This is a genomic window from Streptomyces sp. E2N166 (assembly GCF_003671715.1).
Classification (GTDB): Bacteria; Actinomycetota; Actinomycetes; order Streptomycetales; family Streptomycetaceae; genus Streptomyces; species Streptomyces thinghirensis.
The window spans coordinates 565,756-576,630 of record NZ_RAIF01000031.1 but is presented as its reverse complement, the minus strand read 5'-3'; the positions used below and the strand labels follow the sequence as shown (position 1 = coordinate 576,630).

At 71.4% G+C, this 10,875-nt stretch carries 11 protein-coding genes; 3 read left to right on the top strand and 8 right to left on the bottom strand.

From position 1 onward, the window contains the following. A partial coding sequence (locus EBH09_RS24640) for a TerD family protein (RefSeq protein WP_193776505.1) occupies positions 1–537 on the bottom strand: 537 nt, incomplete at its 3' end. A gap of 148 nt (positions 538–685) precedes the next feature. Next, positions 686–1,282, bottom strand: coding sequence for a M48 family metallopeptidase (locus EBH09_RS24635; protein ID WP_121749112.1), 597 nt, complete (start codon positions 1,280–1,282; stop codon positions 686–688). 256 nt (positions 1,283–1,538) lie between these two features. On the opposite strand from EBH09_RS24635, the gene EBH09_RS24630 reads away from it, so the two are divergent. Together EBH09_RS24630 and EBH09_RS24625 are read left to right on the top strand one after the other, a co-directional pair. Then, positions 1,539–2,753 carry a TOMM precursor leader peptide-binding protein gene (locus tag EBH09_RS24630; protein ID WP_121749111.1) on the top strand — a complete coding sequence of 405 codons (1,215 nt, stop codon included), beginning with the start codon at positions 1,539–1,541 and terminating at the stop codon, positions 2,751–2,753. Then, entirely contained in the window at positions 2,746–4,155 is a 1,410-nt protein-coding gene (locus tag EBH09_RS24625; RefSeq protein WP_121749110.1) for an AarF/ABC1/UbiB kinase family protein, read from the top strand. The genes EBH09_RS24630 and EBH09_RS24625 overlap by 8 nt, the downstream gene beginning before the upstream one ends. Before the next feature lie 109 nt (positions 4,156–4,264). Here EBH09_RS24625 and EBH09_RS24620 read toward each other — a convergent pair whose 3' ends face one another. From EBH09_RS24620 to EBH09_RS24605, 4 genes are all read right to left on the bottom strand, one after another. Beyond that, positions 4,265–4,588, bottom strand: coding sequence for a hypothetical protein (locus tag EBH09_RS24620; protein ID WP_121749109.1), 324 nt, complete (start codon positions 4,586–4,588; stop codon positions 4,265–4,267). Further along, complete coding sequence (locus tag EBH09_RS24615; RefSeq protein ID WP_121749108.1) at positions 4,585–4,953, bottom strand: WhiB family transcriptional regulator; 369 nt, start codon at positions 4,951–4,953, stop codon at positions 4,585–4,587. The genes EBH09_RS24620 and EBH09_RS24615 overlap by 4 nt, the downstream gene beginning before the upstream one ends. Before the next feature lie 175 nt (positions 4,954–5,128). After that, on the bottom strand, positions 5,129–5,461 hold the full coding sequence (locus tag EBH09_RS24610) for a hypothetical protein (RefSeq protein WP_193776504.1): 333 nt from the start codon (positions 5,459–5,461) through the stop codon (positions 5,129–5,131). Positions 5,462–5,625: 164 nt separating this feature from the next. After that, positions 5,626–7,929 (bottom strand): ATP-dependent DNA helicase UvrD2, encoded by a 2,304-nt coding sequence (locus EBH09_RS24605; protein WP_121749106.1) that lies wholly within the window; start codon positions 7,927–7,929, stop codon positions 5,626–5,628. An 87-nt stretch (positions 7,930–8,016) separates the two neighbouring features. On the opposite strand from EBH09_RS24605, the gene EBH09_RS24600 reads away from it, so the two are divergent. Beyond that, entirely contained in the window at positions 8,017–8,259 is a 243-nt protein-coding gene (locus EBH09_RS24600; protein WP_121749105.1) for a mycoredoxin, read from the top strand. A gap of 97 nt (positions 8,260–8,356) precedes the next feature. Here EBH09_RS24600 and nudC read toward each other — a convergent pair whose 3' ends face one another. Next, positions 8,357–9,301: an NAD(+) diphosphatase gene (nudC, locus tag EBH09_RS24595; protein WP_121749104.1), complete on the bottom strand. Its 945-nt coding sequence runs from the start codon at positions 9,299–9,301 to the stop codon at positions 8,357–8,359. A 160-nt stretch (positions 9,302–9,461) separates the two neighbouring features. Continuing rightward, a complete protein-coding gene (locus tag EBH09_RS24590) occupies positions 9,462–10,865 on the bottom strand; it encodes a dipeptidase (RefSeq protein WP_121749531.1) in 1,404 nt (467 codons plus the stop codon). Positions 10,866–10,875 lie beyond the last annotated feature (10 nt).

The window sequence follows — 10,875 nt, the reverse complement described above, 5'->3', positions numbered from 1 at the left end:
CGCCTCCTCCTCGGCGACCTCGCCGCCGAAGTTCCTCAGCAGTGCGTCCAGCCCGCCGTCGAAACCCTGGCCGACGGCGGCGAAACGCCACACGTCCTTCAGATAGAAGTCGCCCAGCATCACCGCGCGCTCGGTGGAGAACTCCGAGCCGCTGAACGGATAACGGGCCACCTCCTCGCCGCCCGCGACGATCCGGATGTAGCCGGGGCCGACCTGCGACATCTGTCCGGCACCGTCGATCGTCGCCGTGAAGGACAGCTTCTGCACCTGCGGCGGGATCCTGTCGAGAGTGACCCGGAAGGACTCCGTGTCACCCGCCTGCGCACCCAGGAGCTGGATGGACTCCTCGGGGGTCTTCGGTTGATTGAAGAATACGAAGTACCGGTCGTCCGACAGCCGCTCGTCGGCGTCGAGACCGAAGCAGCTGATGTCGAAGCTCAGTCCGGGGCCGGAGATCTGCACGCCTACGTACAGATCCGTGCCCGCGGTGAGGTCACTGATCCTGGCCTTGTGGCCGCGTTGGAATTCCCTGGCCATGCGTTACGACCGTCCCCCATCCGAATGCGAGTGCGTCGCGCCAGGCTAACGGCAATCCCGGACACGGGAGGAAGTCGGTACCGAGCCGGTACAGAACCCGTGCGCGGCCGTGTCGAACGCCCCGCCTGGGCACTCTCAAGGGCGCACGCTATTCGCTGCGAGCGCCGGGTACGTGGGGCAGCCGGTCGGCGGCGGCCACGCCCTCGAGGTAGCCACGGGCGCGCTCGGTCCTCGGATACGCCTCCAGCAGCCGCCAGAACCGTGGCCCGTGCCCGGGGACGAGCAGGTGCGCCAGTTCGTGCAGAAGGACGTAGTCGACGACGTATTCGGGCATGCCCTGGAGACGGTGCGACAGCCGGATGCTTCCCTCGGACGGGGTGCACGAGCCCCAGCGCGTGTTCTGGTTGGTGACCCAGCGGACCGAGGTGGGCCGGGCCCGGCCGTCGAAGTACTGACCCGACAGGCGCTCCGCGCGCTCGGCCAGCTCCGCGTCGCCGAGGACCCGCTTGCTCTCCTGGGCGGCCAGCTTGTCCAGCATGACGCTTACCCAACGTTGCTCCTCCGCTTCGGACATCCGGGCGGGGATCAGCACGACGGTGCGGTCGCCCTCGCGGTACGCGGAGACCGTCCGGCGTCGCCGGGTGCTTCTGCGGACCTCGATCGCGTTCGCCCCCGAGCCGTTCGGCGGCGGATTCGTCGGTGTGCGCTGGGGTGCCCCGGCGCGGTGCAGTGGGTCGGCGGACACGCCACGACGTTACCCGCTGCACACGGGGAAGTCCCGGCTCCGCGATGGTTCGGTGCCGATCCGCCACCCTCCTTGAGGTGGACGACTGATTTGTACGACGAATACCCACCGCCTGTGGACAACTTTCGACGCCCCGCCGCCCATCCGGGCATGCTGGCACTCGCCGGCGGATCCGCGACCGTCCGCGGAAGCGGTACGCGACCGACCACCGCCGGACACACGGGGAAGACCGTCGAAGACCTACGGGGGACCTGGCATGCATCCGATGGTGAAGCCCGCGCTCAGGCGCGGCTGGCGCGATCTGAACACCGTGCAGTTCGGGATGACGCCGGCGCACGCGCTGACGCTCGGCCCGGTGGACACGGCGACGGGAAGCTTCCTTGAGCTGCTCAACGGCACCCGCGGGCCGACGCTCCTGCGCGAGGAGGGGCGACGCATGGACCTGCCGGACGGACACGTCGACCGGGTGGTGGAAGGGCTGGCCCGGGCCGGACTCCTCGACGACTCGCGGGGCGGCGGGCCGGACGCCGACGCCCTGCGGGGAAAGAAGGAGGTCCTCGACCGGCTCCGGCCCGACCTCGCCTCACTCTCCCTGACCACCTCCGAACCGGGGGATGCCATGAGACACCTGGCCGCCCGGCGCGCGCTGCGGGTTCGCGTGAGAGGTGCGGGGCGGGTGGGCGCGGTGCTCGCCGGTCTGTTGTCGGGAGCGGGCGTCGGCGAGATCGACGTGCTCGACGGCGGACGCGTCGAGCCGTGGGACGTCGCCCCGGGCGGGCTGCCCGCCGAGTCCGTAGGCGACCGCCGCGACGAGACGGCCCGCCGCGTGGTCCGCCGGGCCGCCCCCGGCCGGCCACCGCGCCGCGGTCCCACGACGCCGCCCGAGGGGAGCACCCCGGGCTTCTCCCTGGTGATCGTCGCGCCACGCGACGACGTCGCGGTGCACACACCCGACCCTGCCGCCGCGGAATCCCTCATGACCTCCGGTACGCCCCACCTGTACGCCGGCGTCGTGGAGGGAACCGGCGTCGTCGGCCCCCTCGTCCTTCCCGGCGAGACGGGGTGTGCGGGCTGTCTCCACGCGGACCGCACCGACCGGGACCCGGCCTGGCCCCGCCTGGTGGCGCAGTGGCGCTCGGGTCGACAGCGCCAGGTACGAGCCTGCGACCTCACCCTCGCCACGACCGTCGCCGGGCTCGCGGCGGCCCACGCGCTCGCGTTCCTGGACGGCCGGACGCCTTCGAGCGCCGGTGCGCGCTGGGAGATCTCGCTACCCGGTCTGCGGTGGCACACGCGGCCGGTCGAGGCGCATCCCGCGTGCCCGTGCGGAGCCGCAGGAAAAGGTAAGCAGGAACACACACCCGGGGATGGGGAGCGGCGCGAGACAATGGCTGGGCAAGGGCCGTCGGCGGAAGCACGCCATGAGGCAGAACCGCCGCGGCCGGCTGGGACTTGGAGGGCGCATGTCTGATCTTCCGCGCAAGGCGGTCACCAGGACCGCCAAGCTCGCCGCGCTCCCGCTCGGCTTCGCCGGGCGGGCGACCTGGGGGCTCGGCAAGCGAATCGTGGGCGAGTCCGCGGAGATCGTCGGCCAGCAGCTGCAGCAGCGCACCGCCGAGCAGCTGTTCAAGGTGCTGGGCGAGCTCAAGGGCGGGGCGATGAAGTTCGGGCAGGCCCTGTCCGTCTTCGAGTCGGCACTGCCCGAGGAGGTCGCCGGCCCCTATCGGGCGGCACTGACCAAGTTGCAGGAGGCCGCACCGCCGATGCCGACGCGTACGGTGCACTCCGTGCTCGCGGAGCGGCTCGGCGAGGACTGGCACGACCTGTTCCTCGAGTTCGAGGACAAGCCCGCCGCGGCCGCCTCGATCGGCCAGGTGCACCGGGCGGTGTGGCACGACGGCCGCGAGGTGGCGGTCAAGGTGCAGTACCCGGGCGCCGGCGAGGCCCTGCTGTCCGACTTGAACCAGCTCAGCCGCTTCGCCCGCCTGCTCGGCCCGCTGGTCCCCGGCATGGACATCAAGCCGCTGATCACGGAGCTGAAGGATCGGGTCTCCGAGGAACTGGACTACGACCTGGAGGCGCAGGCGCAGCGGGCTCACGCCGAGGAGTTCGCGGACGACCCGGACATCGTGGTGCCGGACGTCGTCCACCAGTGTGACCAGGTGCTGGTCACCGAGTGGATCGACGGCATCCCGCTGTCGGAGATCATCTCGGACGGCACACCGCAGCAGCGCGACCGGGCCGGCCAGCTCCTGGCCCACTTCCTCTTCTCGGGCCCGGCGCGCACCGGCCTTCTGCACGCCGACCCGCACCCCGGCAACTTCCGTCTGCTGCCCGGCGGGCCGGACGGCGAGGACGACTGGCGCCTGGGCGTCCTGGACTTCGGCACGGTCGACCGCCTCCCGGGCGGCCTGCCCGAGCCCATCGGGGCGGCCCTGCGGATGACGCTGGACGGCGAGGCGGACGCCGTCTACGAGATGCTCTGCGCGGAGGGTTTCGTCAAGGAGTCGATAGAGCTCGACCCCGACGCCGTCCTCGACTACCTACTGCCGATCATCGAACCGGCCCGGGTCGACGAATTCACCTTCACCCGTGGCTGGATGCGGAGCCAGGCGGCCCGCATCGGCGACCCCCGCTCCCCCGCCTACCAGCTGGCCAAGCAGCTCAACCTGCCGCCGGCCTACCTGCTGATTCACCGCGTGACCTTGAGCACCATCGGCGTGCTGTGCCAGCTGGGAGCGACGGTGCGGCTGCGCGAGGAGCTGGAGGAGTGGCTGGCGGGGTTCGTCCCCCAGGAGGAAGGCGAGCAGGGGGACGGCGCGTACGAGGCGGAGGGCAAGTACGAGGCGGAGGGAACGGCGGCGGAGGCATGAGCCGCCGGGGCTGAACGCCCCGTGGGGGCAGGTCCGTTCGAACGGACCTGCCCCCACGGGGAGAGCGTCGCCTCCCGGGCCGGGAGGCTACCTCTTCGGGTGTGCTCGGTTACTGCATGACCGCCATGGCGAGCGCCCGACGGGCACGCCGCGAGGCGCGCTCGGCCCGGCGCTGCATCCGGCGAGCGGTCGCCAGGCGCAGGGCCCGGCGTTCCCGCTCCGCCTCAAGCAGGCGGTCGTGCATATGCGCACGAGCCAGGGCTTCTGGGATGAGTTGCATTTCACGGGTCCTGTTCTGACGCGAGTCCTTCGCGTCACTGGTGGTGAAGTCTTCAGGCGCGGAGCCTGCGATGTCGTTGGTGGACGGCTTCATCGGGGCCTGCTTCTTGGGGTCGTACGTGAGGGGGCGGTCGATCGTTCCTGCGATGTTCATGCCGAGACCGGGTTCTTGCGCGGGCGGCCACGGGGCCGCTTCCGGGCTACGACGACTCCCTGCACGAACAGCTCGCCACCCCAGACGCCCCAGGGCTCACGCCGCTCCTTGGCACCGGCGAGGCAGGCCTCGATCAGCGGGCAGGTGCGGCACAGGGACTTGGCGTACTCGACGTCCGCCGGCGACTCGGCGAAGAAGACCTCCGGGTCGTAGGAACGGCAGGGGACGGGCACGCCGAGGTTCTCGATGGCGTCGTCGAGCGCGGTGAGCGCGGTGAGCGGGGTCAAGGTGGAGTCCTCCGTGGGGACGGGCTTGGGGATCGTCTCGGAAGGCGGTACGGACGGGGCGTGCGCTTCGAGTTGCACGGGTGGTCTTCCTCGTCTGGTCGTTCCGGCCGGTCGGCCGGGTGGCGGCTTGGTACCGGGTTCTTTTCTTGTCCCGAGGCTCCTTCGTGCTGCCGTCCCCGTTCGAGGACAAACAGAAGGGCCGCGGATCCCGGGTGGGGTTCCGCGGCCCTGAAGGCGCCGGCCTGATCGCCGATCAGGCTGGATCACTCCAGGGTTCTGGCCCACGGAAGGCCCACATCTGGTGGTGCTGCGTCGTCTGCTTCCGGAATCCGGCACCGGTCGCGGTAAAGGCATAGGCCTGCGCCTGCGCCTCTACTGCTGCTTCCAGTGCCTTGGTCGGTCGCTCATTGCGCTCACGGACGGGAAGGCCCGCGGGGGCAACGGAGGCGGAGGCCGGACGCACGGCACGAATGCCGGACAGACCGGTGCCCGGGTTGGAAACGCCGAGCATGCACAGGGAGACGGCCGAGCGATCGGTCAGTTTGGCGGTGGAGCTGACGATGGAGCTGGTGTTGATGCTGATCACTGGGCTCGCCTCCTCTCGGCGTCTCGGGGGACTGGGACGAACCAGTCCGCGGATATGCAAGTACAACACGGGTTCAGGGCCTCCGGGAAGGCCGCTGTTCCCGTGACCAAGAACCTATGGGGATTCCTGGGGCATGCGCAAACTATTTTTTCGACGAGTTTGTATCAGCCGTCCTCGTCAAGCCCCACTCCGTCCTGGCCTGCGCAGATGGCCAGGACGTCGGCCCCGTAGCGGTTGAGCTTGCGCGCTCCGACTCCCGGGATGCGTGCCAGTTCGCGCTCGTCGTCCGGGACGGACTCGGCGATCGCCATCAGCGTCTTGTCGGTGAAGACGCAGAACGCGGGCTGCCCGCTGCGCCCCGCCTGGACCGCACGCCACTCGCGCAGCCGCTCGTAGACACCCTCGTCCATGTCGGACGGGCAGCCCTCGCAACGCATCAGCTTCATCTCACCCGCGTCGGTGAGCGTGCGACCGCAGACGCGGCAGCGGGCCGGGGTCCGCTGGGTCCGTCTCGGGACGGCGGGCGCGGCGCCGCCGCGCCCGGAGCCACGCTCCACGCCGCCGGGCCCGCCCGCGGCCGCACGCCCGCCTGCCGTCCCCGAGCCGGGGCGCAGGCCCTTCAGGAAGCGGCTGGGTCGGCGGCTGGGCCGTCCGCCGGGTGAGCGGGCGAGCGCCCAGGACAGGTGCAGGCGTTCGCGCGCACGGGTGACGCCGACGTAGAGGAGGCGGCGTTCCTCCTCGATCTGCTCGTCGGTCTTTGCGTAGGTGATCGGCATCATGCCCTCGGCGACGCCCACCAGGAAGACGACGTCCCACTCGAGGCCCTTGGCGGAGTGCAGGGAGGCGAGAGTGACGCCCTGCACCGTCGGAGCGTGCTGGGCGCCCGCCCGCTCGTCGAGTTCGGTCACCAGGTCGCTCAGCGTGGCGCCCGCTCTCGCGGCGGCGAAGTCCTGGGCGAGGTTGACGAGGGCGGCCAATGACTCCCAGCGCTCGCGGACGGCGCCCGACCCGGCCGGGGGCTGCGGCGTCCATCCCTCTCCGGACAGCACCGCACGCACCTGGGATGGCAGGTCGACGGCGTCGTCGAGAAGGGAGTCGTTGCCGCCGAAGCGCGCCGCGGCCCGCAGGGAGCTGCCGGCCTTGCGCACTTCGGGGCGGTCGAAGAAGCGCTCCGCGCCGCGCAGCTGGTAGGGGACCCCGGCGTCGGCGAGGGCCTGCTCGTAGGTCTCCGACTGGGAGTTCGTACGGAACAGGACCGCGATCTCGGCGGGCGGAACGCCCGAGTCGATGAGCTCGCGGATGCGCCGGGCGGCGCCCTCGGCCTCCGCCGGTTCGTCGGTGTACTCGGTGTAGACGGGCTCGGCGCCCGCGGGACGCTGGGAGACCAGCTCCAGACGGTGGTCGGCGGCGCGGCCCCGGGCCTGGGCGAGCAGCCCGTTGGCGAGGTGGACCACCTGGGGGGTGGATCGGTAGTCGCGGACCAGCTTGACGACGGTGGCGCCGGGGTGGCGGCCGCGGAAGTCGAGCAGATGGTCGGGGGTTGCTCCCGTGAACGAATAGATCGTCTGGCTGGCGTCGCCGACCACGCACAGGTCGTCGCGGTCGCCGAGCCACAGCTCCAGCAGGCGCTGCTGGAGAGGGCTCACGTCCTGGTACTCGTCGACCACGAAGTGCTGGTACTGGGCGCGGACCTGTTCGGCGACGTCGTGTCGGTCCTGGAGGACGGCCACCGTCAGCAGCAGCACGTCCTCGAAGTCGATGACGCCACGCCCGCGCTTGAGGTCCTCGTAGGCGGAGTAGAGCTGGGCGATCTCGGCCGGGTCGCGGGGCGACTCACGGCCGGCCTTGGCCGCCGCGAGGGCGTAGTCGGCGGGGACGGTCTGGGTGACCTTGGACCACTCGATCTCGGCGGTGGCATCGCGCAGCTCGCCCCGGTCGAGGCGGATGCGGCAGGCGGCGGCCGCGTCGGCGACGAGCTGGATCTTGCGGTCGACGAGCCTGGGCAGGGAGCCGCCGATCGCTTTCGGCCAGAAGTACTGGAGCTGGCGCAGCGCCGCCGAGTGGAACGTGCGGGCCTGGACGCCCGCGGCACCGAGCTGGCGCAGTCGGCCGCGCATCTCCCCGGCGGCACGGTTGGTGAAGGTGACCGCGAGCACGCTGGAGGGCTGGAGGATCCCGGCGCGTACGCCGTAGGCGATGCGGTGGGTGATCGCCCGGGTCTTGCCGGTACCGGCGCCCGCCAGCACGCACACCGGACCACGCAGGGCGGTCGCCACCTCGCGCTGCTCGGGGTCGAGCCCTTCGAGCACCGCGTCGGCCGAGTCCGGTACCTGCGGGAAGAGGGTGGAGTGCGTTGCTGCTGTCACACCGCCATGCTGCCAGGTCGCGGGAGACGGGTGAGTCGGTTGTCCACAGGCACGCACCGATAGTCGTACCAATGCGACAGGCGTCACGCGCCGGAACGGCATCCGGAGTGGTCGCGGGAATGGTGGCGCCTCCGCAGACGTTCTCTTCCTGCGACCTCATCCCCGAGCCGCCGAAGGAGCGCGATAGACATGCCGGGCACTGTGACGATGTACAGCACCACGTGGTGCGGCTACTGCCGTCGGCTGAAGAGCCAGATGGACCGCGAGGGCATCGCGTACACCGAGATCAACATCGAGCACGACCCGGAGTCCGCCGCGTTCGTGGAGAAGGCGAATGGCGGAAACCAGACGGTGCCGACCGTGCTCTTCCCGGACGGCTCGACGCTGACGAACCCGTCGCTGGCGCAGGTGAAGCAGAAGGTCGGCGCGTAAGGGGCGGTACCGCGAAACGTTCAAGACGTGCAGAGGGGTGGCCCTCCCCGGGCGGGGGAGGGCCACCCCTCTGCACGTCGTCATTCGTCGTCCTGCCTCAGAAAGCGCCGCGCGTCGGCAGCGGCTTGCCATACCAGATCTCGATGAGGCGGGCCGCGATCGAGATGCCGTAGGGCGGGAGCACCTCACCCGACTCGAAGGCGGCGCCCAGCTCGTCGCGGGAGAACCAGCGGGCCTCGTGGATCTCGTCGCCGTCGACGTTGATGTCGGTGGAGGTGGCGCGGGCCATGAAGCCCAGCATCAGGCTGGACGGGAAGGGCCAGGGCTGGCTGGCGACGTACTCGACGGGACCGACGACGATGCCTGCCTCCTCGTAGACCTCGCGGCGGACCGACTGCTCGATGGACTCGCCGGGCTCCACGAAGCCGGCGAGTGTGGAGAAACGGCCCTCGGGCCAGTGGACCTGGCGGCCGAGCAGGATGCGGTCCTCCCCGTCCGTGACCGCCATGATCACCGCGGGGTCGGTGCGCGGGTAGTGCTCGGCACCGCAGGCGGGGCAGCGGCGGATGTGACCGGCGGCGGCGATGACGGTGCGCTCGCCGCAGCGGGAGCAGAACCGGTGCAGTCGCTGCCAGTTCTCCAGGGCGACCGCGTGGGCCATCAGGCCCGCGTCGCGGGGTGACAGGAGCAGACCGGCCTCGCGCAGGCCCGCCGCGCGCGCGGACTGGTCCATGCGGCCGGGCAGGGAGTCCTTCTGGAGGGCGAAGTAGCTGACACCGTCCTCGTCGGTGCCCAGGAAGTAGCGGTGCGCCTCGGTGAGCGGGGCCTCGAAGGAGGGGGTCATGACGACTTCGGTACGCCCGTCGGGCGTCTCGTCGATGAGGACCTGACCGCCGGAGACCACGAAGCAGCGCGTCGAGGGGTGGCTCCACGCCGCCGCGAGCCAGGCCTCGTCGAGGCGGTGGTGGGCGGCGCGGTCGACGCCGCTCGGGGCGGTGAGCGAGATGGGACGGTCGGCGGTGTGGTCGGTCCAGGTGGTCACGGGTGCTTCCAACTCCCCCGGTGAGCGGTTCGGTTCGGCAGACGGATCGGCGGGTCGTAGGGCGGGTGGCGACCGGGTCCGGGAGGGCTCGGCGGTCCGGGCGGGCTTTACAGTGTGCCGCGCGCGTGATGCCGGTCCGGACCCGGACCGTGCGGGGCGCTCAGGGCGCGTGGCGCCAGTACTCCGCCAGGTCGCTCCACAGGTGGGCGGAGGTTTCCACGCCCTTGAGGAGCAGGTCCAGCTCGACCTTCTCGTCGGGGGCGTGCCAGCCGTCGGACGGGACGGAGATGCCCAGGAAGAGAACGGGCGCCCCGAGGACCTCCTGGAGGTCGGCGGCCGGTCCGGAGCCGCCCTCCCGGGTGAAGCGGACCGGTTTCTCGAACGCCCGGCCCATGGCGCGGACCACCGACTGCAGCGCCGGGTGGTCCAGCGGCGTCAGGCACGGGCGGGTGGCTCCGCTGAAGGTGATCTCGCTGCGGATCCCGGCGGGCACCTGCTCGGCGGCCCAGGCGCGGACTGCCTTCTCCACGTGGTCGGGGTCCTGGCCCGCGACCAGCCGGAAGGAGAGCTTCACCATGGCGGACGACGGGATGATCGTCTTGCTGCCCGGGCCCTGGTAGCCGCCGCCGATGCCGTTGACCTCGGCGGTGGGGCGGGCCCAGATTCGCTCCAGGGTGGTGTGCCCGGCCTCGCCGTGGGCGGCGTACGACTTGGCCGTGCGCAGCCACTGCGGCTCGTCGAAGGGCAGTTCGGCGAAGAGGTCACGTTCTTGGTCGGTGAGCTCGATCACGCCGTCGTAGAAGCCCGGGATCGCCACGCGCGCGTGCTCGTCGTGCAGGGCGGCGACGAGCCGGGCGACGGCGGTGGCCGGGTTGGGGACCGCGCCGCCGAAGGATCCGGAATGGATGTCCTGGTCGGGTCCGTGCAGCCGGATCTCGCACTCGGCGAGACCGCGCATGCCGGTGCAGACGGTGGGGGTGTCCTCGGACCACATGCCGGTGTCGGAGACGATCACCGCGTCGGCGACGAGCCGCTCGGCGCGCTCCTCCACCAGGGCGCGGAAGTGCGGGGAACCGGACTCCTCCTCGCCCTCGATCAGCAGCTTGAGGTTCACCGCGGGGGCGGTGCGGCCGGTGGCGGCGAGGTGGGCGCGGACGCCGAGTGTGTGGAAGAACACCTGACCCTTGTCGTCGGCCGCCCCGCGCGCGTAGAGGCGGTTTCCGCGGATGACGGGCTCGAAGGGCTCGCTGTTCCAGCCGTCCTCGCGAGCGGCGGGCTGCACGTCGTGGTGGCCGTAGACGACGATGGTCGGTGCCTCCGGGTCGCCGGAGGCCCACTCGGCGAAGACGGCCGGAGCGCCCGGCGTCGGCCAGACCTCGGCGGTCGGGAAGCCGGTCTCCTTCAGCTTGGCGGCGAGCCAGTCGGCGCTGCGGCGCACATCGGTCGCGTGGTCGGGCTGGGCCGACACGGACGGTATGCGCAGCCACTCGCCGAGGTCGTCGAGGAAGGCGGCGCGGTGGTGCTCGATGTACGTACGGACAGCGCTGTCCGGGGTCTCGCTCATGCTCACGAGC